The organism is Streptomyces sp. NPDC104313 (genome assembly GCF_055583985.1).
This window is the reverse complement of the sequence record NZ_JBVJMW010000014.1, coordinates 173954-199300: the sequence shown is the minus strand read 5'-3', so window position 1 is coordinate 199300 and position 25347 is coordinate 173954. Positions and strand designations below refer to the sequence as shown.

Below are 25347 nucleotides of genomic sequence, written 5' to 3'. Positions count from 1 at the left end.
GGGGGACCCTGTGGGAGAGTAGGACGCCGCCGAACAATTTTTCCGGGAAAGCCCCGTGCCATTGGCACGGGGCTTTTCTGCGTTCACGGTTCGAACGGCAGCCCGGCGCGACCCGGGGCACTGCGTCCGGCCGGTGAACGGCCTGCGTTGCCTCTGCCACCAAGGGCATGCTGGATGGCTGGTGGAAGCCTGCGGAAGCCAGTTTGAAAGGCCGGCCTGGAGCCGCGACCCAGGCCGGCCGGGATTATGAGCATCCCTGGAACCCGTGTATGGTTTACCTTGTTGCCACAGCGCAACGAGGCCCCAATAGCTCAGTCGGTAGAGCGTCTCCATGGTAAGGAGAAGGTCTGCGGTTCGATTCCGCATTGGGGCTCAGAGAAAAGCGAAAGGCCCCCGCCACTGGCGGGGGCCTTTCGCTTTGAGAGGGTCAGACGCGGGGCGGCTCCGGGACGCGCATCGCCAGGATCGCCATGTCGTCCGAGGCCGGTTCGGCGGCGAAGCGTTCCACGGCCCGCAGAATGCGTGAGGCGACCGCTCCGGCCGTCAGACCCGTACAGGTCGACAGGACGTCCGCGAGGCCGTCGTCGCCCAGCATGCGGCTTCCCTCGCGGCGTTCGGTGACGCCGTCGGTGACGCACAGGAGGACGTCGCCCGGGTTGAGGACGACTTCCTGCTCGTACAGGTCGAGGTCCTCGATGACGCCGAGCAGGGGCTGCGGTTCCGCGGCGGACTCGACGGAGCCGTCCTGACGCAGACGGAGCGGCAGCGGGTGGCCGGCGCAGACGACCTTCAGGAGGGCGCTGCCGTCCTCCTGGGGCCACAGCTCGCCGTACAGGAGGGTCAGGAATCGGCTACGGGCGCCCTCGTCCAGGATCGCCGCGTTGAGGCGTTCCAGGACCGCCGGACCGCCGAAGCCCTCGCGGGCCAGCAGGCGCAGCGCGTGGCGGGCGAGGCCCGTGACGGCGGCGGCCTCCGGCCCTGTACCGCAGACGTCGCCGATGGCGAAGCCGTATGCGCCGTCGCTGATCGGGAAGACGTCGTAGAAGTCGCCGCCGACCTCGTTGCCCTCGCCCGCGGCGCGGTAGATGACCTCGATCTCGACGTTCGGCACGTCGGGGAGGCCCGGGGGCAGCAGGCTGCGCTGGAGGGACTGGCTGATCGCCATGCGCTCCGAGTACAGGCGGGCGTTGTCCAGAGCCAGGGCGGCCCTGCGGGAAAGGTCCTCGGCCAGTTCCAGGATCTCCTGGCGGAAGTGGTCGTCCGAGGGCTTCCCGAGCGTCAGCATGCCGATCACGCGGTTGCGGGCGACCAGCGGGAGGACCACCGTCTCGCCGCCGACGGCCTGGGCCGTGGCGAGGACGGTGCGGGTGGCCGTGCTCATGCTCAGCGGCGCGTCGCGCTGCAGGCTGCGGGTCGAGGTGCTCAGCGCGGCACGGTGACCGGCCTTTGAGGGGGCGGCCCAGACACGGGCGCCCGGGGTCGGTACGGGGTCAGGTGGGGCGATCTTGGAGAGGAGGGCCTTGAGCCCGTCGATGAGGTCCTCGTCCTCGTGGAGCACGTACGAGAGGTACGGCTCGGAGGACTGGTCCGCGATCGTGTAGACGGCGCACCAGGTGGCCAGGGTCGGGACCGTCATCTGGGCCATGAGCGCCAGGGTCTGGTCCCGGTCGAGCGTGCCGGCCAGCAGGTCGGAGGCCTCGACGAGGAAGGACAGGGAGCCGCGGCGCAGCCGTTCCAGCTCGCCGAGGCGGGCGGACTCCACGGCCAGGGCGATGCGGTCCGCCGCGAACTGGAGGCGCAGGGCCTCCTCGTTCGTGTAGCGGCCCGCGCCTTCCGCCGCGACGCCGAGGGAGCCGGTGAGGCGGCCCTCGACCTTCAAGGGGACCGTGACGACCGAGCGCATCCCGGTGTCGGTGAGCAGGGGTACGGCGCCGGGGACGGCGGTGAGGTCCTCGTGGACGGCCGGCATCCGGGCGGAGCCGTAGCGTCCCGTTCCGGCTTCGACGGGGACCCGGGCGAAGCGCTGGCGGGCCGAAGGGAGGCCCGTTGTGGCGCGGACCTCCAGCTCCGTCTCGTCGTCCGTGGCGAGCAGGAGGAACGCCGCGTCGGCGTCGAGCATGTCGCGTGCCCGCTCGACCGTCCGCTGGAGGAGGCCGTCGAGATCGTCGGGGGCCGGGGAGCCGATGAAGACCTCGAACGGGTCCGCGGCGCGGTTGTCGGAGGAGGTGTCGGAGACCGGGGCGCGGACGGGGGACTGGAGCACCGCGCGCTCGTCGTCGCGGACGAGGAGGCAGACCGTGGAGGGTTCGCCTTCGGTGTCGCGGACGCGCAGATGCGAGGAGTAGACGGCGATGGTCCGGCCGTCGGCGCCGCGGATTCCGTAGCTGCCCTCCCAGCGGGAGAGCTGGAGGGCGTCGGCGATGCCGGTGTTGGTCCCGGGGGTGTGCGGCCAGGCCACGAAGTCGGTGAACTGCTTGCCGGTGACCTGTTCCGCGGTGTGCCCGAAGACGTACGCGGCGGCGTCGTTCCACGCGCTGATCGCGCCGGTGCTGTCGATCTGGACGACGGCGACCCGGACCCGTTGGTCGGTGACCGGGAGGAGTGAGATGGGCAGGACGGGGCCCGCCGAGCGGATTCCCACCGGCCGGTCGGGCAGGTCCAGCTGGAACCAGACGTGCTTACGGGTGGGGGAGTACTCGACGCCCCAGCGGGAGGCCAGGGCGGCGCAGAGCAGCAGACCGCGGCCGTTCTCGCGGTCGGGGCTGCCGAAGTCGAGGCCGTTGCTCTGGAGCGGGACCTCGCGTTCCGGATAGTGGTCGGCGACTTCGACGCGGACGCCGTCCCCGCTGCGCAGGCACAGCACGTCGGCCGCCGTCCCCGCGTGCACGACGGCGTTGGTCACGAGCTCACTGGTGAGGACGACGGCGTCGTCGACGACATCGTTGTAGCCCCACCCCTGGAGCGTGTCCCGGACGAAGGCGCGGGCGGTCGCGACAGAGCGCCCGACCGGTTCGAAGGTGGCGGCCGCGCGCGCGGTGATCACAGCACTCCCCATATGGTGTCTCGTCGCTTCCCCGAGTCCTGTGCCCGTTTATCGCCGCTTCGATTCGCTTGCCAGGCTAGACGTTCGTCGAGGGTGCCGGTTACACGAGGGCCGAGTTCGGGACAGGACGGTCCGGCAGTGGTGCGCGGGCGCACAAGTATGGACTCCCGGTGCAAGGGATTGAGGGGCAACCGGGACAGGTCGCTCGCCGACCGGTTCCGGCCTGGTACGTTGCAACGATTTGACGTCCGCACGGTCGCCCGTTGACGGTGTGCTGTGGCGGTGAGCCAAAGTGGAACTGGGCAAGCTTCCTGATAGGCCCGAGTGAAAAGGTCAACCCCTGCGGGAGGGACACGGTGGAGTCTGGCGTGGCGGCGCAGGGTTCGAAGGCGCGTACAAAAGGCGGACAGTCCGTGAAAAAGCAGCGCAATGGCACCGTCGAAGTGGACGCGGCAGCTCTGAACAGGCTGCTCGCGGGCCTTGTGGCGATGCGCGACGGCAACTTCCGCCGGCGGCTCACCGTCTCCGGCGACGGCGTGATGACGGAGATCTCCGCGGTCTTCAACGAGGTCGCGGACCGCAACCTCCATCTCACCGGTGAGCTGGCCCGTGTCCGGCGCGTGGTCGGCCGGGAGGGGAAGCTCACGGAGCGGCTGGAGACGGGTGCCTGCGAGGGTTCCTGGGCCGCCGCGATCGACGCCTCCAACGAGCTCGTGGACGATCTCGCGCGACCGGTCTCCGAAGTGGGCCGGGTGCTTTCGGCGGTCGCCGACGGTGATCTGGAGCAGCGGATGGAGCTGCGGTCGCACACGACGGACGAGACGGTCCGGCCGCTGCGCGGCGAGTTCCTGAAGGTCGCCCGTACGGTCAACAACCTGGTTGACCAGCTGTCGGTCTTCACCGAGCAGGTGACCCGGGTCGCCGTCGAGGTGGGCACCGAGGGCAAGCTCGGCGGGCAGGCGCAGGTGCGCGGGATGTCCGGGTCCTGGAAGGACCTCACGGACTCCGTGAACACCATGGCGTACCGGCTGACGGCCCAGGTACGGGACATCGCGTTGGTGACGACGGCGGTTGCCAAGGGCGATCTGTCGCGGAAGGTCACCGTCCATGTGGCCGGCGAGATGCTCCAGTTGAAGAACACCGTCAACACGATGGTCGACCAGTTGTCCTCGTTCTCCTCCGAGGTGACACGCGTCGCCCGTGAGGTGGGCACGGAGGGCGAGTTGGGCGGTCAGGCGACCGTGCCGGGTGTGGCGGGCGTCTGGAAGGACCTCACCGACTCCGTCAACACGATGGCGGGCAACCTCACCTCCCAGGTACGCGGGATCGCGGAGGTGACGACGGCGGTCGCCAGCGGTGACCTGACGCAGAAGGTCACCGTGAGCGCGCGCGGCGAGGTCGCGCAGCTCGCCGAGACGATCAACCAGATGACCGAGACGCTGCGCACCTTCGCGGACGAAGTGACGCGGGTGGCGAGCGAGGTCGGGGGCGAGGGACTCCTCGGCGGCCAGGCGCAGGTGCCGGGCGCTGCCGGGACCTGGAAGGACCTCACCGACTCGGTGAACACGGTCTTCAGGAACCTGACGACCCAGGTGCGCGACATCGCGCAGGTGACGACGGCGGTGGCCAGCGGCGACATGTCGCAGAAGGTCACGGTCGACGTGGCGGGGGAGATGCTGGAGCTGAAGAACACCGTCAACACGATGGTGGACCAGCTCCAGTCGTTCGGTTCCGAGGTGACCCGCGTCGCCCGAGAGGTCGGCGTCGAGGGCCGGCTCGGCGGCCAGGCAGAGGTGCCGGGGGCCGCGGGCACGTGGAAGGACCTCACCGACTCGGTGAACACCGCGTTCCGCAACCTGACCGGTCAGGTCCGGGACATCGCGCAGGTCACCACGGCGGTCGCCAACGGTGACCTGTCGCAGAAGGTCACCGTGAACGTGGCGGGGGAGATGCTGGAGCTGAAGAACACCGTCAACACGATGGTGTCTCAGCTCTCCAGCTTCGCCGACCAGGTGACGCGGATGGCCCGGGACGTGGGCACCGAGGGGCGCCTCGGCGGTCAGGCGCGGGTGGACGGCGTCTCGGGTACGTGGAAGGAACTCACGGACTCCGTCAACTTCATGGCCGGCAACCTCACCTCCCAGGTGAGGCAGATCGCGCAGGTGACGACGGCGGTGGCGCGGGGCGATCTGTCGCAGAAGATCGACGTGGACGCCCGGGGCGAGATCCTGGAGCTGAAGAACACCATCAACACGATGGTCGACCAGCTTTCCGCCTTCGCCGACCAGGTCACCCGGGTGGCCCGTGAGGTGGGCACGGACGGGCGGCTCGGAGGTCAGGCGCAGGTGCCCGGTGTGGCCGGAGTGTGGCGTGATCTCACCGATTCGGTGAACGGCATGGCCGGTAACCTCACCGCTCAGGTCCGCAACATCGCGCAGGTCGCCACGGCGGTGGCGCGCGGTGACCTGTCGCAGAAGATCGACGTGGACGCCCGGGGCGAGATCCTGGAGCTGAAGAACACCCTCAACACGATGGTGGACCAGCTGTCCAACTTCGCGGAGCAGGTGACACGCGTCGCCCGTGAGGTGGGTACGGAGGGGATCCTCGGTGGTCAGGCCGAGGTGCAGGGTGTGTCCGGTACGTGGAAGGACCTCACCCAGTCCGTCAACGGCATGGCGAACAACCTGACCCTCCAGGTCCGCAACATCGCCGAGGTCACCACAGCGGTCGCCAAGGGTGATCTCTCCAAGAAGATCACCGTCGACGCCAAGGGCGAGATCCTCGAACTGGTCACGACCGTGAACACGATGGTCGACCAGTTGCTGAACTTCGCGGACGAGGTCGCGCGCGTGGCCCGTGAGGTGGGTACCGAGGGCATTCTCGGTGGTCAGGCGCGGGTGCGCGGGGCGACCGGCATCTGGAAGGACCTCAGCGAGAACGTCAACCTCATGGCCAACAACCTGACCAGCCAGGTGCGCAACATCTCCCGGGTCTCCTCGGCGGTCGCCAACGGCGATCTGACGAAGAAGGTCACCGTGGAGGCGCGCGGCGAGGTCGCGGAGCTGGCCGACACGGTCAACACGATGGTGACGACGCTGTCCTCGTTCGCGGACGAGGTCACGCGCGTGGCCCGTGAGGTGGGTACGGAAGGCGAGCTGGGCGGCCAGGCGCGGGTGCCGGGCGTCGCCGGTACGTGGAAGGACCTCACCGAGTCAGTGAACTCGATGGCCTCCAACCTGACCGGCCAGGTGCGGCAGATCGCCACGGTCACCACCGCCATCGCCAAGGGCGACCTGACCAAGAAGATCGACATCGACGCGCGCGGTGAGATCCTGGAGTTGAAGAACACCATCAACACGATGGTCGACCAGCTGTCCTCGTTCGCGGAGCAGGTGACCCGGGTCGCCCGCGAGGTGGGCACCGAGGGGCAGCTGGGCGGTCAGGCGCGGGTGCGGGACGTCGACGGCACCTGGCGCGACCTCACCGAGTCGGTGAACGAGATGGCCGGGAACCTGACCCGTCAGGTCCGGGCCATCGCGGCCGTCGCCACCGCGGTGACGCGCGGCGATCTGAACCTGAAGATCGACGTGGACGCGGCCGGCGAGATCCAGGTCCTCCAGGACAACATCAACACGATGATCGCCAACCTGCGCGACACCACCCTCGCCAACAAGGAGCAGGACTGGCTGAAGGGCAACCTGGCCCGGATCTCCGGTCTGATGCAGGGCCGCCGGGACCTGGACGACGTGGCCTCGCTGATCATGAGCGAGCTGACGCCCGTGGTCTCGGCGCAGCACGGCGCGTTCTTCCTGGCCATGACCGCGGGCGAATCGGACGAGGTGGGTCCGGACGACGGTGCGGCCAGCGCGTACGAGCTGCGGATGCGGGGGAGTTACGGCTACTCCGCGGGTTCGATGCCGACCTCCTTCCGGCCCGGTGAGACGCTCATCGGGACGGCGGCCGAGGAGAAGCGGACGATCCAGGTGGACAACGTGCCGCCGGGCTATCTGAAGATCTCCTCCGGGCTGGGAGAGGCACCGCCGGCGCATGTGATCGTGCTGCCGGTGCTCTTCGAGGGCAAGGTCCTCGGCGTGATCGAACTGGCCTCCTTCCAGCCGTTCACACACATCCAGCGGGACTTCCTCAACCAGCTCGCCGAGATGATCGCGACGAGCGTCAACACGATCAGCGTCAACACCAAGACCGAGAAGCTCCTGGAGCAGTCGCAGGAGTTGACCGAGCAACTACGGGACCGTTCGCAGGAGTTGGAGAACCGGCAGAAGGCCCTCCAGGCGTCCAACGCCGAACTGGAGGAGAAGGCCGAACTGCTGGCCCAGCAGAACCGTGACATCGAGGTGAAGAACACCGAGATCGAGGAGGCGCGGCAGGTGCTGGAGGAGCGGGCCGAGCAGCTCGCGGTCTCGATGCGCTACAAGTCCGAGTTCCTGGCGAACATGTCGCACGAGCTGCGCACGCCGCTCAACTCGCTGCTGATCCTGGCCAAGTTGCTGGCGGACAACGCCGAGGGCAACCTCTCGCCGAAGCAGGTGGAGTTCGCCGAGACGATTCACGGGGCCGGTTCCGACCTGCTCCAGCTGATCAACGACATCCTCGACCTGTCCAAGGTAGAGGCGGGCAAGATGGACGTCAGCCCGACCCGGATCGCGTTGGTCCAACTGGTCGACTACGTGGAGGCGACCTTCCGCCCGCTCACCGCGGAGAAGGGGCTCGACTTCTCCGTACGGGTGTCGCCGGAGCTTCCCGCGACGCTGCACACCGACGAGCAACGCCTGCTCCAGGTGCTGCGCAACCTGCTCTCCAACGCGGTGAAGTTCACCGACAGCGGTGCGGTGGAGCTGGTGATCCGGCCGGCCGGCGCCGATGTGCCCAACGCGATCCGGGAGCATCTGCTGGAGTCGGGTTCGTTGCGGGACGCGGACGCCGATCTGATCGCGTTCTCGGTCACCGACACCGGGATCGGGATCGCGTCGAGCAAGATGCTGGTGATCTTCGAGGCGTTCAAGCAGGCGGACGGGACGACGAGCCGGAAGTACGGTGGCACCGGTCTCGGTCTCTCCATCAGCCGGGAGATCGCCCGGCTGCTCGGCGGCGAGATCCATGCCGCGAGCGAGCCCGGACGTGGTTCGACCTTCACCCTGTACCTGCCGTTGCACCGCGCCGAACTGCCTCCTCAGGGCTACCCCCCGGCGGGTTCCGGTTCTTCCGCCGAGGTGCTGGGCGGCGAGGGAGAGGTGGGGCACGTGCAGTCCCCGCAGGTCCAGTCGGCTCCGTTCGGCGACCCGGCCAACTCCGCCGGGATGTTCCGGCGGCGCAAGGCCCTTGGGGACGCGGCCCGCCGGCCCGCGCTGCCGGTCGGCCGGACCACGCCCGAAAGCTCCCCGCAGCAGGAGGAGTGGGTGCAGGATGGCCGGAGCGAGGGCCGAGCGGCGGAGGAGAGGGAACCCCGGCGGACGTTCCGCTTCCGCGGGGAGAAGGTCCTCATCGTCGACGACGACATCCGCAACGTCTTCGCGCTCACCAGCGTGCTGGAGCAGCACGGATTGGCTGTGCTGTACGCGGAGAACGGTCGTGAGGGCATCGAAGTCCTGGAGCAGCACGACGATGTGACGGTGGTGCTGATGGACATCATGATGCCCGAGATGGACGGTTACGCGACGACGACAGCGATCCGTCGGATGCCGCAGTTCGCCGGGCTGCCGATCGTCGCGCTCACCGCGAAGGCGATGAAGGGCGACCGGGAGAAGGCCATCGATTGCGGGGCTTCCGACTATGTGACGAAGCCGGTCGACCCTGATCACTTGCTTGCGGTGATGGAGCAGTGGATGCACGGAGAGTGATTGAGAATGGAACGAATGGGCGCCAGTTGTTGACCGACTGTGCTCGAACGGGTGTGAACGCGCTGTATTCGGGGAACCTTCTTGTCTCCCACCGCGTTTGCGGTACGTACGCAGTGACATCGCGGTGACAGGGTGTGGTGACGGGCGGGGTGCGGCTACCATGACCGGCACAAGGACGGACGGCGTAAGGGAGTCGTCCCCTGGGGCGGCACCCGGTGCATTTCCGGGGCGAGGAGGACGGGCCATGGTGCAGAAGGCCAAGATCCTCCTGGTCGATGACCGGCCGGAGAATCTGCTGGCGCTGGAGGCCATCCTCTCTGCGCTCGATCAGACACTGGTCCGGGCATCGTCAGGGGAGGAGGCGCTCAAAGCGCTGCTCACGGACGACTTCGCGGTCATTCTGCTGGACGTCCAGATGCCGGGCATGGACGGTTTCGAGACAGCCGCGCACATCAAGCGGCGGGAGCGGACCCGGGACATCCCGATCATCTTCCTCACCGCGATCAACCATGGTCCGCATCACACCTTCCGCGGCTACGCGGCCGGTGCGGTGGACTACATCTCGAAGCCGTTCGACCCGTGGGTCCTGCGAGCCAAGGTCTCGGTCTTCGTCGAGCTGTACATGAAGAACTGCAAGCTCCGCGAACAGGCCGCACTGCTGCGACTCCAGTTGGAGGGCGACGGCCACGCGGGCGGCGCGCATGAGAAGGAGCCGGCCGGTCTCCTGGCCGAACTCTCCGCGCGGCTCGCGGCGGTCGAGGAGCAGGCGGAAGCGCTCTCGAAGCAGCTCGACGACGAATCCGCGGATGCCGCGGCGGTAGCCACCGCCGCCCACCTCGAACGCAAGTTGACCGGCCTGCGCCGCGCGCTCGACGCGCTGGAGCCGGGCACCGGCGGGGGTACGGGCGTGCTGCCCGCACAGAGCTGACGATTCCGGTCCCTCCGGCTCGGCGCGTGCCGGCCGCTGTCATGAGACGACGTCAGCTCCCGTCCCCTTGAGGGCGACACGGTCGGGTGAACCAGTAGGCGAACGTGTTCACGGGCGACGACAGCGGTAACCTCGGCACCATGGCCTCACGTACGTCCGGCAAGGGTTCCCAGGGCACGGCGGGCACCGCGAAGCGCGTCGGCCGTACCGCGGGCCCGGCGAAGAAAGCCGCGCCCGCCAAGAAGACCGCGCCCAAGAAGTCGGCTGCTCCCGCGCGGAAGGCTCCCGCGAAGAAGGCGGCGGCCAAGAAGCCCGCGCCCAAACCCGCACCGTCACCCACCGGAGGCGTCTACCGGCTGGTGCGGGCGGTCTGGCTCGGCGCGGCGCACGGCGTCGGCGCGCTGTTCCGCTCGATAGGGCGTGGAGCCAAGGGACTTGACCCGGCCCACCGCAAGGACGGGCTCGCCCTGCTGCTGCTCGGCCTGGCGCTGATCGTCGCCGCGGGCACCTGGTCCAATCTCCAGGGACCGGTCGGCGATCTGGTGGAGATGCTGGTGACCGGGGCGTTCGGCCGGCTCGACCTGCTCGCGCCGATACTGCTGGGCGCGATGGCGGTGCGGCTGATCCTGTACCCGGAGCGGCCCGAGGCCAACGGCCGTATCGTCATCGGGCTCTCCGCCCTGATCATCGGAGTCCTCGGCCAGGTCCACATCGCCGTCGGTTCACCGGGCCGGGACGAGGGCACCGAGGCGATGCAGGACGCGGGCGGGTTGATCGGCTGGGCCGGCTCCAAGCCGCTGATCTTCATGACGGGCGAGGTGCTCGCCGTACCGCTGCTGGTGCTGCTGACCGTGTTCGGGCTCCTCGTCGTCACCGCCACCCCGGTCAACGCGATTCCGCAGCGGCTGCGTCAGCTCGGTGTCCGCCTCGGCATCGTGGAACCGGCACCCGAGGCCGGCGAGGGGTACGAGGACGACGACGAGCGCTACGACGAACAGTGGCGCGAGGCACTGCCCGAGCGGACCCGCCGACGCGGCGCGCGGCGCCCGGACGCCGACCCGGTCCACGACCAGGCCGAGGCGGAAGCGCTCACCCAGCGCAGGAGGCCCCGCAGGCCCTCCGCGCAGCCCGCGATGAACCGGCCGCTGGACGCGGTGGACGTCGCGGCGGCCGCTGCCGCCGCACTCGACGGGGCCGTACTCAACGGCATGCCGCCCTCACCGATCGTCGCCGATCTGACCCAGGGCGTCTCCGTGGACCGGGAGCGCACCGGGACGCCTGTCCCCGGGGCCCGGGAGGCCGAGCGGGACGGCGCGGGGAAGGCCGGGGCAGGGCGCAGGCAGGGCCGGTCCGGTGACGCGGACGAGGCGACCGGCGGAGACCCCTCCGGCCGGTCCGGCGCCGTTCCCGACCTGACGAAGCCCGCGCCGGAGCGTTCCGAGGGACTGCCCGCCCGCGCCGAGCAGCTCCAGCTGTCCGGCGACATCACGTACTCGCTGCCCTCGCTCGACCTGCTGGAGCGCGGCGGACCGGGCAAGACCCGTAGTGCCGCCAACGACGTGGTCGTCGCCTCGCTGACCAACGTCTTCACCGAGTTCAAGGTCGACGCCGCGGTCACCGGGTTCACCCGGGGCCCGACCGTCACCCGCTACGAGATCGAGCTCGGCCCCGCCGTGAAGGTCGAGAAGATCACGGCACTGGCCAAGAACATCGCGTACGCCGTGGCGAGCCCGGACGTGCGGATCATCTCGCCGATCCCGGGCAAGTCCGCCGTCGGCATCGAGATCCCCAACTCCGACCGCGAGATGGTCAACCTCGGCGATGTGCTGCGCCTCGCGGACGCCGCCGAGGACGATCACCCGATGCTGGTGGCGCTCGGCAAGAACGTCGAGGGCGGCTACGAGATGGCCAACCTCGCCAAGATGCCGCACGTCCTGGTCGCCGGCGCCACCGGTTCCGGCAAGTCCTCCTGCATCAACTGCCTGATCACCTCGATCATGGTGCGGGCCACCCCGGACGACGTCCGGATGGTCCTCGTCGACCCCAAGCGTGTCGAGCTCACCGCGTACGAGGGCATCCCCCACCTCATCACCCCGATCATCACCAACCCCAAGAAGGCCGCCGAGGCGCTCCAGTGGGTCGTGCGGGAGATGGACCTGCGCTACGACGACCTCGCCAACTTCGGCTACCGGCACATCGACGACTTCAACCACGCGGTGCGCAACGGCAAGTGCAAGGCGCCCGAGGGCAGCGAGCGGGAGCTGTCCCCGTATCCGTACCTGCTGGTGATCGTCGACGAGCTGGCCGACCTGATGATGGTGGCCCCGCGCGACGTCGAGGACTCGATCGTCCGTATCACCCAGCTGGCCCGCGCGGCCGGCATTCACCTGGTGCTCGCCACCCAGCGGCCCTCGGTCGACGTGGTGACCGGCCTGATCAAGGCCAACGTGCCCTCGCGGCTCGCCTTCGCCACCTCCTCCCTCGCCGACAGCCGGGTCATCCTCGACCAGCCCGGCGCCGAGAAACTCATCGGCAAGGGCGACGGGCTCTTCCTCCCGATGGGGGCCAACAAGCCCACCCGTATGCAGGGCGCGTTCGTCACCGAGGACGAGGTCGCCGCCGTCGTCCAGCACTGCAAGGACCAGATGGCCCCGGTCTTCCGGGACGACGTCGTGGTGGGAACGAAACAGAAGAAGGAGATCGACGAGGACATCGGCGACGACCTGGACCTGCTCTGCCAGGCGGCCGAGCTGGTCGTCTCCACCCAGTTCGGATCGACGTCGATGCTCCAGCGCAAACTCCGGGTCGGCTTCGCGAAGGCGGGCCGGCTGATGGATCTGATGGAGTCCCGCAACATCGTCGGACCCAGCGAGGGCTCCAAGGCGCGTGACGTCATGGTGAAACCCGACGAGCTCGACGGGATGTTGGCCGTCATCCGAGGGGAATCCGCTCCGTAACGGAACCCGCCCCCGTAAAGGTTTTGTGGGCAACCGTTTCGTACGGCCGTACGTCAAGTTGAAGGGAGGGACGGAACCGTGCTTCTCCCCGCCGCACGCTCCGTCGTCACCGCACCCGTTCTTCCACCCCGTTCGGCCCACTACCGGTTGACCAGTCCTCGATCGGGGCTGTGCTCCGCACCTGCTCCGCCCCGGAGCCGGAGGCGGGGCCGTCCGGCGAACCCGATGGCGTAAAAAGTCGTCCCTCCCGGTTGCCCCTCCCTTTCGTACCCCCCCTAGACTGAACATCCAGCAGGTGGCTCACGCTCGAAAGGCGCCCCCGTGTCCATCGGCAACTCCCCCGAAGACGACCGGCCTTCGATCGGTCGTGCCCTTCAGCAGGCTCGTATCGCCGCAGCTCTGACGGTCGAGGAAGTCAGCAGCTCCACCCGGGTGCGCATCCCCATCGTGCACGCGATCGAGCAGGACGACTTCTCCCGCTGCGGCGGCGACGTCTACGCCCGCGGCCACATCCGCACGCTCGCCCGTGCCGTGGGCCTCGATCCGGAACCGCTGGTCGAGGAGTACGACGCCGATCACGGCGGCCGTCCCGCACCGACCCCCGCGGCTCCGCTGTTCGAAGCGGAACGCATCCGCTCCGAACCCCGGCGGCCCAACTGGACCGCCGCCATGGTCGCGGCCATCGTCGCTGTCATCGGGTTCGTCGGCTTCACGCTCTTCAGCGGCGAGGACGAACCCTCGAACACCGCGCAGATGGCGGAGGGCTCCAAGCCCGACAAGACCGCGGCCGAGCCCACCGCCACCAAGCCCTCCGACCCCAAGCCCGTGCCCTCCGAGAGCGCCATCGCCGCGGCCCCCCGGGACAAGGTGACGGTCAAGCTCAGCGCGGACCGCGGCAAGAGCTGGATCTCGGCCAAGGACCACAACGGACGGCTGCTCTTCGACGGGCTGCTGCTCCAGGGCGAGTCCAAGACCTTCCAGGACAAGGAGCGCATCGACCTCGTCCTCGGCGACGCCGGGGCGATCGAGCTCTTCGTCAACGGAAAGCAGGTCGAGGACCGCTTCGGTCCGGGCCAGGTCGAACGGCTTTCCTACACCAAGGGCGACCCCGAGGCCGGCTGATACGCCGCCCTTCGTCCACGTACACGTCCCGACGGGCGTCCGGCCTCGCGCCGGGCGCCCGTCGGCGTTCCCCGATCCTGCCCTCCTGCTACGGGGAGTAACAGCGGCGGGGACCGGCCCCCCTGCACGGCAGGGGGGCCGCCGGGACAAAGTAGTCTTGAGCCCATGCCCGAACGCCGTACCGTCGCCCTTGTCACTCTTGGCTGCGCCCGTAACGAGGTGGACTCGGAGGAGCTTGCAGGCCGCTTGGCAGCGGACGGCTGGGACCTCGTCGAGGATGCCTCCGACGCGGATGTCGCAGTCGTCAACACCTGTGGGTTCGTCGAAGCCGCGAAGAAGGACTCCGTCGACGCCCTGCTCGAAGCCAACGATCTCAAGGAACACGGCCGCACCCAGGCCGTCGTCGCCGTCGGCTGCATGGCCGAGCGCTATGGCAAGGACCTCGCCGAGGCCCTGCCGGAGGCGGACGGCGTCCTCGGGTTCGACGACTACGCCGACATCTCCGACCGGCTCCAGACCATCCTCAACGGCGGCATCCACGCCTCGCACACCCCGCGCGACCGCCGCAAGCTGCTGCCGATCAGCCCCGCCGAGCGGCAGGACGCCGCAGTGGCGCTGCCCGGCCATGCCCAGGAGACGCCCGCTCCTGCGCCCGAGGACCTCCCCGAGGGGGTCGCACCGGTCTCCGGGCCGCGGGCGCCGCTGCGCCGCAGGCTCGGCACCAGCCCCGTCGCCTCGGTGAAGCTTGCCTCCGGCTGCGACCGCCGCTGCTCCTTCTGCGCCATCCCCTCCTTCCGCGGCTCGTTCATCTCGCGGCGTCCCTCGGACGTGCTCCAGGAGACCCGCTGGCTGGCCGAGCAGGGCGTCAAGGAGGTCATGCTCGTCTCCGAGAACAACACCTCCTACGGCAAGGACCTCGGCGACATCCGCCTCCTGGAGACCCTGCTGCCCGAGCTGGCCGACGTGGACGGTATCGAGCGGATCCGGGTCAGCTACCTCCAGCCCGCCGAGATGCGCCCGGGCCTCATCGACGTCCTCACCTCGACGCCGAAGGTCGCCCCGTACTTCGATCTCTCCTTCCAGCACTCCGCCCCCGGTGTGCTGCGCGCGATGCGCCGCTTCGGCGACACCGACCGCTTCCTGGAGCTCCTGGACACCATCCGGAGCAAGGCCCCCCAGGCCGGTGCCCGCTCCAACTTCATCGTCGGCTTCCCCGGCGAGACCGAGGCGGACCTCGCCGAGCTGGAACGCTTCCTCACCGGCGCCCGCCTCGACGCGATCGGCGTCTTCGGGTACTCGGACGAGGAGGGCACCGAGGCGGTCGGGTACGAGAACAAGCTCGACGCCGACACCATCGCGGAGCGCCTCGCCCACATCTCCCAGCTTGCCGAGGAGCTGACCTCGCAGCGGGCCGAGGAGCGCGTCGGCGAGACCCTCCAGGTGCTGGTGGAGTCCGTGGAGTCGGAGGAGGACGGCGAGGTCGCGATCGGGCGCGCGGCGCACCAGGCTCCCGAAACCGATGGCCAGGTGGTCTTCACCACACGCGAGGGACTCGTGCCCGGCCGTATGGTCGAGGCAAGGGCAGTGGGCACCGAGGGTGTCGACCTGGTGGCCGAACACCACGAGCTTGCGGAGGTAGCCAGATGACCGGAGTCCCGGCATCCGCGGCAGGCGGCTCCGGCGCGAAGCCGGTCCGCGGCGGCAAGCTGGGCACTGCGGCCGTCAATCAGGCCAGCCTGTGGAACATCGCCAACATCCTGACCATGGTGCGGTTGCTGCTCGTACCCGGGTTCGTCCTGCTGCTGTTCCACGACGGCGGATACGATCCGGTCTGGCGCGCCTTCGCCTGGGCGGCCTTCGCCGTCGCGATGATCACCGACCTGTTCGACGGTCATCTGGCACGGGCGTACAACCTGGTCACGGACTTCGGGAAGATCGCCGACCCGATCGCCGACAAAGCGATCATGGGCGCGGCGCTGGTCTCCCTCTCCGTCCTGGGCGACCTGCCGTGGTGGATCACCGGAGTGATCCTCGCCCGTGAGCTGGGCATCACGCTGATGCGATTCTGGGTCATCCGGCACGCGGTGATCCCGGCCAGCAGAGGCGGCAAGCTGAAGACGCTCGCGCAGGGGACGGCGGCCGGGATGTACGTCCTGGTGCTCACCGGGCCCCTGGCGACCTTGCGCTTCTGGGTGATGATGGTCGCCGTCGTGCTGACGGTCGTCACCGGACTCGATTACGTACGTCAGGCCGTCGTCCTGCGTCGCCAGGGCCTCGCCGCCGAGCGGGCCGCCGCGGCCGAGCGTGCCGCGGAGGCCCTTCGGACCACCGCCGACAGCGAGGCCGACGCCGCTCCGGCCGCCGGAGCCGCGGCCGGAGCGAAGGACGTACGCCGTGCTGCCGAGGCGCGTGACGCCGCGGAGGCCGAGCGGTGACAGCCGCCGCCCGGGTGCTCCGGCTTCTCGGAGCGCGGGGTGAGACCCTGGCCGTCGCCGAATCGCTGACCGGCGGCCTGGTCGCCGCAGACCTGACCTCCGTACCCGGCGCCTCCCGCTCCTTCCGAGGATCGGTGACGGCCTACGCCACCGCCCTGAAACGGGACGTCCTGGGCGTCGAGAACAGCCTTCTGGCGGAGCGCGGAGCTGTGGACCCCGAGGTCGCGCTGCAGATGGCGGTCGGCGTACGCCGGATCCTCGGCGCGGACTGGGGCGTCTCCACCACCGGGGTCGCGGGACCGGACGCACAGGACGGGCAGCCGGTCGGCACGGTCTACATCGCCGTGGCCGGACCCTCCGGCATCGAGAAAGTGACGGCTCTGCGGTTGAATGGTGAGAGGGCGGATATCCGTGGTGAGAGCGTGCGAGGCGCCCTCGAACTGCTCGCAGACGAACTCGGTGAGAACGAGCGGGCACAGGATACGGAACAGAACGGGGGGAATTGATGTTTGCAGCCCTGAGTGAACACGACATCGCTCCCCGCACGGCCGCAGCACAAGGCGGTACGGTAGGGCGTGAAGGATGCGGCTACGCGGTCCGAGGAGGGAGCCACCGATGATTCTGCTCCGTCGCCTGCTGGGTGACGTGCTGCGTCGGCAGCGCCAGCGCCAAGGCCGTACTCTGCGCGAAGTCTCCTCGTCCGCCCGGGTCTCGCTCGGTTATCTCTCCGAGGTGGAGCGGGGGCAGAAGGAGGCATCCTCCGAGCTGCTCTCCGCGATTTGCGACGCGCTTGACGTACGGATGTCCGAGCTCATGCGAGAAGTGAGCGACGAGCTCTCGCTCGCTGAGCTGGCCGAGTCGGCAGCTGCCAGTGATCCGGTCCCAGTACCGGTTCGTCCCATGCTCAACTCCGTCTCCGTCTCGTCGGTCGCAGGTGTGCCGTCGGGCCGGGTGACCATCAAGGCGCCCGCGGAAGCGGTGAACGTCGTCGCCGCCTGAGCCACGCGGCGCAGTTGCTCGACCGGAGTCCCGGTCGGCCCCTACCGGGGTCGGCCGGGACTTTCGCGTGTGACGTCGATGTGATCGCCGGGCCTTCCCATGACCCATGACCTGTGACCTGTGAGTCGTGTGCTTCGTACGCGTGTGAGTCCTCGGCAGGTGGGCAGACGGAGGACAAGGCCCGCATGACCGTTTTGCTTTATATGTGCCATCGTGGTGATGCACCGAGACGGTCAGCGAAGCGGCTGACGGATGGGAGTAGCGCACATGTCTGTGGTCAAGAGCACGTTGTCCGAGAGCGACCTCAAAGTCGTGGGAACGGCGCTGCAGGGCGCTCTGGTCGACCTCGTCGACCTCTCCCTGGTGGCCAAGCAGGTCCATTGGAACGTGGTCGGTCCACGCTTTCGCTCCGTGCACCTTCAGCTCGACGACGTGGTCGTCACGGCCCGGCAGCACTCCGACACGGTCGCCGAGCGCGCCTCGGCCGTCGGGGTCAATCCGGACGGGCGCTGCGGCACGGTGGCCAAGGAGACCGCCATCGCGTCCGTGCCCGGAGGCTGGATCAAGGACACCGACGCCGTGCGGATCCTGGTGAACGCGCTGAGCGTGGTCATCGGCCGGATGCGGGAGCGCATCGAGGTGACCGACGAGCCGGATCCGATCACCCAGGACCTGTTGATCGGGCTGACGGCAGACCTTGAGAAGCACGCGTGGATGTTCCAGGCGGAAAGTGCCTGACCGGCCCCCTGCCGAGGGCCGCGATACGTCTGACGAGCGAAGGAGCGACAGCATGAGCGACGGAGCCATGGACAAGCTGAAGGGCAAGGGCAAGGAAGCGGTCGGCAAGCTGACCGGTGACCGCCGCAAGGAGGCCGAGGGCAAGGCCGATCAGGTCAAGGGCGGAGCCAAGGACGCGGCCGACGGGGTCGGTGAGCGCGCCAAGGGCGTCAAGGACTCCCTCCGCCGGGACGACGGCAAGTAGTCCCGCGGCCTTCGGAGCCACCCTTCCCAGGGATCGAGCGCCCCCGCCTTTCGGTGGGGGCGCTCCTGTGTGAGGGGACCCCTCGGCCGGGCGTTCTGGATGCACCACCGCCGCTGCCAGGGGAAACTGCCGGAAAGGACGTCGGCCGCGGGAGGCAGCGATGAAACGGCGATGGGTGCCGGCGCTGGCCCTCGGCGGGCTGTGGTGGTGGGCGGTGCTCCGGATGGTGCTGCGTCCGGAGCAGGCGGGGCTGGTGGAGGGGGCGGTGGCGGCGGGCGGCTGGGGGCTGAGTCTGTTGCCGGTCCATGCCGCGTCGGTCGTGCCGGTGAGCCCGTCGGGCCGGTCGGGCCTGCTCGGGCCGTCGGGCCTGCTCGGGCGGTCGGGCTCGTTGGGTTCGTTGACGAGGCGGTGGCCTACCAGGGCATGGCGACGCCGCCGTTCGGTCGGAGAATCTGACCGGTCATGAAGGCCGAGGCATCCGACGCCAGGTGCAGCACGGTATGGGCGACGTCCTCGGGTTCGCCGACCCGGCCCAGCGGGGAGATCCGGGCCATCGTCGCCTCCGTCCGGCGCCGGTCCGCGGCGTCGTGCCGGTCGGTCATGGGCGTACGGATCCAGCCGGGTGCGACGGCGTTCACCCGTATGGCATGGGGCCCCAGTTCCGTGGCGAGCGTCCTGGTGAGCTGCACCACGGCGGCCTTCGCGACGCTGTAGCAGAGCAGGCCCGCGCTCGCGGAGTCCACGGCGCCGGACGCCATCGTGATCAGCGAGCCGGGGGCGGAGCGGGCCGTCATGGAGCGGGCCACTTCCTGGCAGGCGTACAGCACCCCTTTGAAATTGACGGCCAGTACCCGGTCCAGGTCCTCGTCCGCTGTCTCCAGCACGCTGCTGGTGTGCATGATCCCGGCCGAGGCGACCAGGACGTCGAGACGCCCGGCCGCGCCGACAGCCGCACGGACCTGGTCGCGGTCGGTGACATCGAGGGGATGGGCGCCGGCGCTGCCGCCCGCCTCGGCGATCAGGTCGTACGTCCGGCGCAGTCCGGTCTCGTCGCGGTCCGCGCAGTGCACGGTCGCCCCGGCCTCCGCGAGCAGCAGGGCGCTCGCCCGCCCGATGCCGCTCGCGGCGCCGGTGACGAACGCGGCGCGGCCCGTGAGGTCGTACGCGGAGAGAGGCATGACGGGACCGTACGACCGCATCTGACGGGGCGTCAACTAGGGGGTCGGTCCTGATTGGCAACCAGGACACCAGTAGGTGGGCCGGCCGTCCTGGTCGGCGAGACGAATCGGAGTGCCGCAGCGCAGACAGGGGCGACGGGCCCGCCCGTAGACGTACAGCCGCTCCTGTACGCGGACGGATCGTCGGGCCTGCCTGGCAGCCCGGGCAGGCGGGCACTCAGCTCCCGCTCCGGCCTCGACCCCGGCCCCGGGCCCCGCGGGCGGCGGGGTGCGGAGCTCGGAGGCGATCGTCGTGGTGCGGGTGGGGCGGTCGCGGTTGGCGTGCAGCAGCCGCTCGGCCAGCGTGACGAGCCGGAGGAGTGCGCCTTCGGGGAGGGCGCCCACGGGGGACCACGGCGTGACGTGGGCCAGGAAGCACAGCTCGCACTTGTAGACATTGCCGATGCCCGCCAGGTTGCGCTGGTCCAGGAGCGCCTCGCCGAGAGGGCGCTCCGGCACGGCGAGCAGTCGGTCCAGGGCCTGGCCGGGGTCCCAGTCGGGGCCCAGCGGATCAAGGCCCAGATGACCCACGGCCCGGTCCTCCTCGCTGGTGCGCAGCAGCTCCAGCACCGGGAGCCGGTAGCCGACCGCGGTGTGCTCCGCGTTGGCGAGGATCGCGCGGATCTGGTGCCCCGGGCCGCCCCGCCAGCGTTCGTCCGGGGCGTAGACCCGCCAGGCGCCGTCCATACGGAGGTGGCTGTGCAGGGTCAGGCCGCCCTCGACGCGGGTCAGCAGGTGCTTGCCGCGCGCGGTGACGTCCAGGACGGTCCGGCCGGAGAGGTCGGCGGCGGCGAAGCGGGGGACACGCAGGTCCGACCGGGTCAGCACCCTCCCGGCCAGCGCCTCATGGAGCCGGGTGGCGGTCTGGAGGACGGTGTCTCCTTCGGGCATGCCATCCATGATGGGCCGCGCCGGGGCGTCGTGCGCCGATCAGGGCCCGCCGCGTCGGGCCGGGAGGCGTCGGCCGAGGGCGGGTGCCGTTCGCACCGAAGTGCCGGGACCGGGCCGTGGCGGCTCCTCGGATCATTGGCCCCCCTGTTCAGGCGCGCAGGCGCAGGCCTCTCGGGGTGGCCAGGAATCCGGCGGACTCCAGCGTCCGGCCCAGCGGCGAGGTGAGGGAGGAGACCCCGTTCGTCCGCTCCACCGTCACCGTGCCCAGGGCGCCGGCGCGGGCCGAGGCGGCCAGGGCCTCGGTCGCCGCCCGCAGAGCCGGTGCCTCGGGGTCGGACGGCCAGGCCAGAAGAGTCTTCCCGCCCCGCTCCATGTAGAGCGTCAGCTCGCCGTCGACGAGGACCACCAGCGCCCCCGCCTTGCGGCCCGGCTTGTGTCCGGCGCCGTCCGGGGACCCGGGCCACGACAGGGCCGCGCCGTACGCGTTGGCCGGGTCGGCCGCGGCGAGCACCAGAGCCTGGGGCTCGGTGCCCGGATCCCGCCGGTCACGGGCCGTGGAAGCCGCCCGCAGGCGGTCCACCGCGCCGTCCATCGCGAACTGGGCGGCCCCGAGCCCCTCGACCACATAGCCGCGCCGTGCCTGTCCGCTGTCCTCGAAGGCGGCCAGGACGCGGTACGTCGCGGAGAAGCCGCCCTCCACCCCTTCGGCCTGCACCGCACCGCGGGTCACCACGCCGTGCCGGTCGAGGAGGGTCCGGGCCAGGGCGTGGGCGCGGTGGGTCGGTTCCGGCTCGACCGGGGGCAGCAGGGACCAGCGGCCCGAGACGGTCGGCGGGCCGGTCCGGGACGCGGGACGGGCAGCGGCGGTGAGTGAGCCATAGCGTCCGCGCGGGACGCTGCGCCGGGAGCGGTGGGCGGTGGAGCCCGCTGTCCGCCCCGAGCCCAGGAGCGAACGCAGCGGGGCCAGGGTGTCGTTGGTGAGCCGCCCGGACCAGGCCAGGTCCCACAGGGCGTCGGCCAGCTGTTGGTCCGTGCAGTCCGGGTGGGTGGTGGCCCGGACCTGGTCGGCGACCTGGCGGAAGAAGAGGCCGTACCCGCCGGAGAGCGTGGTGAGCACGGACTCGTGGAGCGCCGACAGCTCCAGCGGATGCGGGGGAGGCAGGAGCAGCGGCGCGCTGTCGGCGAGATAGAGGGAGACCCAGCCGTCCTTGCCGGTCAGCGCGCCCGCGCCGGCCCAGACGACCTCGCCCGTGGTCGTCAGCTCATCGAGCATCGCCGGGGCGTATCCCAGGACCCGGCTCGGCAGGATCAGCCTCTCCAGCGCCGACGCGGGAACGGGCGCGCCCTGAAGCTGCTCGACGGCGCGGGCCAGCCCGTCGATGCCCCGCAGACCGTTGGAGCCGAAGTGCTGCCACTGGGGGAGGAAAGAGGCGAGGGCCGCGGGCGGCACCGGCTCCAGCTCCTGGCGGAGCACCGCCAGCGACCGCCGGCGGAGCCGGCGCAACACCGTGGCATCGCACCATTCCTGGCCGATGCCAGCCGGGTGGAATTCGCCCTGGACGGTCCTGCCGGAGGCCGAAAGGCGTTGCAGCGCACCGTCGGTGACGGCGGTGCCGAGCCCGAAGCGCTCGGCGGCCCTGGCGGCGGTGAACGGGCCGTGCGTCCGCGCGAAACGGGCGAGGAGGTCTCCGAGCGGGTCCTTCACCGGCTCGGTGAACGCCTCGGGAACACCGACCGGAAGCGCGGTGCCCAGGGCGTCCCGGAGCCGGCCCGCGTCCTCGATCGCCGCCCAGTGATCGGCTCCGGCGATCCGGACCTGGATCGCCCGGCGGGCCGACGCCAGATCCGGTACCCACGACGGCTCGGCGCCCCGCTCGGCAAGCTCGGCGTCGGTGAGCGGACCGAGCACGCGCAGCAGGTCGGCGACCCCCTCGACGTCCTTGATCCGCCGGTCCTCGGCGAGCCACTGCAGCTCCCGCTCCAGCTCGGTGAGGACCTCGGGGTCGAGCAGTTCACGCAGCTCGGCCTGGCCCAGCAGCTCGGCGAGGAGGTGGGAGTCCAGGGAGAGGGCGGCGGCGCGCCGTTCGGCGAGCGGCGAGTCGCCCTCGTAGAGGAACTGCGCCACGTAACCGAAGAGGAGCGAGCGGGCGAACGGCGAGGGCTCCTGGGTGGTCACCTCGACCAGCCGGACCCGGCGCGCCTCCAGGTCGCCCATCAGTTCCGTGAGCCCGGGGACGTCGAACACGTCCTGGAGGCATTCGCGGACGGCCTCCAGGACGATCGGGAACGAACCGAACTCCGAGGCGACCTGAAGCAGCTGGGAGGCCCGCTGGCGCTGCTGCCAGAGCGGGGTCCGCTTGCCGGGGGAGCGCCGGGGCAGCAGCAGGGCGCGCGCGGCGCACTCCCGGAACCGGGCGGCGAACAGGGCCGATCCGCCCACCTGGTCGGTGACGATCTGCTGGACCTCGCCCTGGTCGAAGACGACGTCGGCGGCGGCCACCGGGGGCTGGTCGCTGTCGTACGCCACGGCTCCCGGCGCGGGTCCGCCGTTCCCGGCGTCCGGGGGTCCCGGGGCGTCGAAATCGAGCAGGTCCAGACCCATCATGTCGGCGTCGGGCAGCCGCAGCACGATCCCGTCGTCGGCGTGCATGACCTGGGCGTCCATCCCGTAGCGCTCACCGAGGCGGGCGGAGAGGGCGAGCGCCCAAGGGGCATGCACCTGGGCACCGAAGGGGGAGTGGATGACGACCCGCCAGTCGCCCAGCTCGTCCCGGAACCGCTCGACCAGGATCGTCCGGTCGTCCGGGACGTGGCCGCAGGCCCGGCGCTGCTCGTCCAGATAGGCCAGGACGTTGTCCGCCGCCCAGGTGTCGAGCCCGGCGGCCAGCAGACGCGGCCGGGCGTCCTCGTCGGTGAGCCCGCCGATCTCACGGAGGAACGCTCCCAGAGCCCGCCCGAGCTCCAGGGGACGGCCCAGCTGGTCGCCCTTCCAGAAGGGCAGCCTGCCCGGAACACCCGGGGCGGGTGAGACGAGAACCCGGTCCCGGGTGATGTCCTCGATCCGCCAGGACGTGGTGCCCAGGGTGAAGACGTCGCCCACACGGGACTCGTAGACCATCTCCTCGTCCAGCTCGCCCACCCGGCTCCCGCCCTTCTTCGGGTCGGCCCCGGCGAGGAAGACCCCGAAGAGTCCCCGGTCGGGAATGGTGCCCCCCGAGGTGACGGCGAGCCGCTGCGCGCCGGGCCGGCCCGTGACCGTACCCCCGACGCGGTCCCACACCACCCGGGGACGCAGCTCCGCGAAGGCGTCGGAGGGATAGCGTCCGGCGAGCATGTCGAGCACGGCGGTGAACGCCGACTCGGGGAGCGAGGCGAACGGGGCGGCCCGCCGCACCAGGGACAGCAGGTCGTCGGCCTGCCAACTGTCCAGGGCCACCATGGCGACCAGCTGCTGCGCCAGGACGTCCAGCGGATTGGACGGGACGCGCAGCGCCTCGATGGCACCCTCGCGCATCCGCTCGGTGACCACGGCGGCCTGCACCAGATCGCCGCGGTACTTCGGGAAGACCACCCCGGTGGAGACCGCGCCCACCTGGTGTCCGGCCCGGCCCACCCGCTGGAGGCCGGAGGCGACGGAGGGCGGGGACTCCACCTGGATCACCAGGTCGACCGCGCCCATGTCGATGCCCAGCTCCAGGCTGGAGGTGGCCACCACGGCGGGCAGCCGACCCGCCTTGAGGTCCTCCTCGACCTGGGCCCGCTGCTCCTTGGAGACCGAACCGTGGTGGGCGCGGGCCAGCAGCGCGGGGGCGCCCCGGCCCGCACCGGACTGAGCCATGATCTCGGCGGGGGCGTGGGCCTCCGGAAGTGCGGGGGCCGGGTCGTCGGGGTCGAAGGCGGTGCCGGTCGCCCGCTCGTACGCGATCTCGTTCAGCCGGTTGCACAGGCGCTCCGCCAGCCGCCGGGAGTTGGCGAAGACGATGGTGGAGCGGTGCGACTGCACGAGATCGGCGATGCGCTCCTCGACATGCGGCCAGATCGAGGGCTTGTCCGCCTGGCCGGAGTCGCCGTCCGTGGCGGGCGAGCCGCCCAGCTCGCCCAGATCCTCGACCGGGACGACGACCGAGAGGTCGAACTCCTTGGTGGACCGGGGCTGGACGACCTCCACCTTGCGCTGCGGCGACAGGAAGCGGGCCACCTCGTCGACCGGCCGGACCGTCGCGGACAGACCGATACGTCGGGCGGGACGCGGCAGCAGCTCGTCGAGACGCTCCAGGGACAGGGCGAGATGGGCGCCGCGCTTCGTGCCGGCGACCGCGTGCACCTCGTCGAGGATGACCGTCTCGACGCCGGCCAGCGCGTCCCGGGCGGAGGACGTCAGCATCAGGAACAACGACTCGGGCGTGGTGATCAGGATGTCCGGCGGCCTGGTCACCATGGAGCGCCGCTCGGCGGGCGGGGTGTCTCCGGACCGGATGCCGACCCGCACCTCCGGCTCCGGCAGACCCAGGCGCACCGACTCCTGGCGGATGCCGGTCAGCGGCGAGCGGAGATTGCGCTCGACGTCGACCGCGAGGGCCTTGAGCGGGGACACGTACAGCACGCGGCAGCGCTTCTTGGCCTCGGCGGGCGGCGGCTCGGCCGCCAGCCGGTCCAGTGAGGCGAGGAACGCGGCCAGTGTCTTACCGGAACCGGTCGGCGCGACGACCAGGACATCGCTGCCCTCGCCGATGGCCCGCCAGGCGCCCTCCTGCGCCGCGGTGGGCGCGCTGAAAGCCCCGGCGAACCAACTGCGGGTCGCGGGCGAGAACGCGTCGAGCGCGGATCCGGTCATGCTCCCCATCGTGCACCCCGGCACTGACAACGGGCCGGTGACACCGCTGGCGGCGGCCCGCTCAGCCGGTTGCGCACGACC

General features: G+C 70.5%; 15 protein-coding genes and 1 tRNA gene. 12 read left to right on the top strand and 4 right to left on the bottom strand.

All coding sequences use genetic code 11. The annotated features are described in order from the left end of the window. Positions 1–300: 300 nt before the first annotated feature. Positions 301–373 (top strand) — tRNA-Thr (locus ACZ60Q_RS28605). Positions 374–427: 54 nt separating this feature from the next. Here the strand turns inward: ACZ60Q_RS28605 and ACZ60Q_RS28600 are convergent. Beyond that, on the bottom strand, positions 428–3055 hold the full coding sequence (locus ACZ60Q_RS28600; protein ID WP_469640251.1) for a SpoIIE family protein phosphatase: 2628 nt from the start codon (positions 3053–3055) through the stop codon (positions 428–430). 401 nt (positions 3056–3456) lie between these two features. On the opposite strand from ACZ60Q_RS28600, the gene ACZ60Q_RS28595 reads away from it, so the two are divergent. The 11 genes from ACZ60Q_RS28595 to ACZ60Q_RS28545 all read left to right on the top strand — a co-directional run bounded on the left by ACZ60Q_RS28595 (position 3457) and on the right by ACZ60Q_RS28545 (position 18790). Further along, positions 3457–8901: a HAMP domain-containing protein gene (locus ACZ60Q_RS28595; protein WP_469640249.1), complete on the top strand. Its 5445-nt coding sequence runs from the start codon at positions 3457–3459 to the stop codon at positions 8899–8901. Positions 8902–9145: 244 nt separating this feature from the next. Next, the gene (locus ACZ60Q_RS28590; RefSeq protein ID WP_279568328.1) at positions 9146–9829 is read left to right on the top strand and encodes a response regulator; all 684 of its coding nucleotides are present in this window, start codon (positions 9146–9148) and stop codon (positions 9827–9829) included. Positions 9830–9969: 140 nt separating this feature from the next. Then, the gene (locus tag ACZ60Q_RS28585) at positions 9970–12786 is read left to right on the top strand and encodes a DNA translocase FtsK (RefSeq protein WP_469640247.1); all 2817 of its coding nucleotides are present in this window, start codon (positions 9970–9972) and stop codon (positions 12784–12786) included. 321 nt (positions 12787–13107) lie between these two features. Further along, positions 13108–13908 carry a helix-turn-helix domain-containing protein gene (locus ACZ60Q_RS28580; RefSeq protein ID WP_469640245.1) on the top strand — a complete coding sequence of 267 codons (801 nt, stop codon included), beginning with the start codon at positions 13108–13110 and terminating at the stop codon, positions 13906–13908. Between the two features lie 165 nt (positions 13909–14073). Next, a complete protein-coding gene (rimO, locus tag ACZ60Q_RS28575; protein WP_469640243.1) occupies positions 14074–15555 on the top strand; it encodes a 30S ribosomal protein S12 methylthiotransferase RimO in 1482 nt (493 codons plus the stop codon). Beyond that, the gene (gene pgsA / locus ACZ60Q_RS28570; protein WP_469640241.1) at positions 15552–16343 is read left to right on the top strand and encodes a CDP-diacylglycerol--glycerol-3-phosphate 3-phosphatidyltransferase; all 792 of its coding nucleotides are present in this window, start codon (positions 15552–15554) and stop codon (positions 16341–16343) included. Before rimO ends, pgsA begins: the two co-directional genes overlap by 4 nt. Continuing rightward, positions 16340–16849 carry a CinA family protein gene (locus ACZ60Q_RS28565; protein WP_469640240.1) on the top strand — a complete coding sequence of 170 codons (510 nt, stop codon included), beginning with the start codon at positions 16340–16342 and terminating at the stop codon, positions 16847–16849. Before pgsA ends, ACZ60Q_RS28565 begins: the two co-directional genes overlap by 4 nt. Before the next feature lie 109 nt (positions 16850–16958). Then, entirely contained in the window at positions 16959–17342 is a 384-nt protein-coding gene (locus tag ACZ60Q_RS28560) for a helix-turn-helix domain-containing protein (RefSeq protein WP_469640238.1), read from the top strand. Positions 17343–17609: 267 nt separating this feature from the next. Next, entirely contained in the window at positions 17610–18080 is a 471-nt protein-coding gene (locus tag ACZ60Q_RS28555; protein WP_469640237.1) for a Dps family protein, read from the top strand. 52 nt (positions 18081–18132) lie between these two features. Then, a complete protein-coding gene (locus ACZ60Q_RS28550; RefSeq protein ID WP_469640235.1) occupies positions 18133–18324 on the top strand; it encodes a CsbD family protein in 192 nt (63 codons plus the stop codon). Between the two features lie 160 nt (positions 18325–18484). Next, positions 18485–18790, top strand: coding sequence for a hypothetical protein (locus tag ACZ60Q_RS28545; RefSeq protein WP_469640233.1), 306 nt, complete (start codon positions 18485–18487; stop codon positions 18788–18790). Here the strand turns inward: ACZ60Q_RS28545 and ACZ60Q_RS28540 are convergent. The 3 genes from ACZ60Q_RS28540 to ACZ60Q_RS28530 form a co-directional block, all read right to left on the bottom strand. Beyond that, positions 18738–19502, bottom strand: a complete 765-nt coding sequence (locus ACZ60Q_RS28540; protein ID WP_469640232.1) for an SDR family NAD(P)-dependent oxidoreductase — start codon at positions 19500–19502, stop codon at positions 18738–18740. The two genes, ACZ60Q_RS28545 and ACZ60Q_RS28540, sit on opposite strands and share 53 nt — an antisense overlap. 36 nt (positions 19503–19538) lie before the next feature. Further along, positions 19539–20432, bottom strand: coding sequence for an Fpg/Nei family DNA glycosylase (locus ACZ60Q_RS28535; RefSeq protein WP_469640230.1), 894 nt, complete (start codon positions 20430–20432; stop codon positions 19539–19541). 148 nt (positions 20433–20580) lie between these two features. Continuing rightward, positions 20581–25266, bottom strand: a complete 4686-nt coding sequence (locus ACZ60Q_RS28530; RefSeq protein ID WP_469640228.1) for an Lhr family ATP-dependent helicase — start codon at positions 25264–25266, stop codon at positions 20581–20583. Positions 25267–25347: the final 81 nt, after the last annotated feature.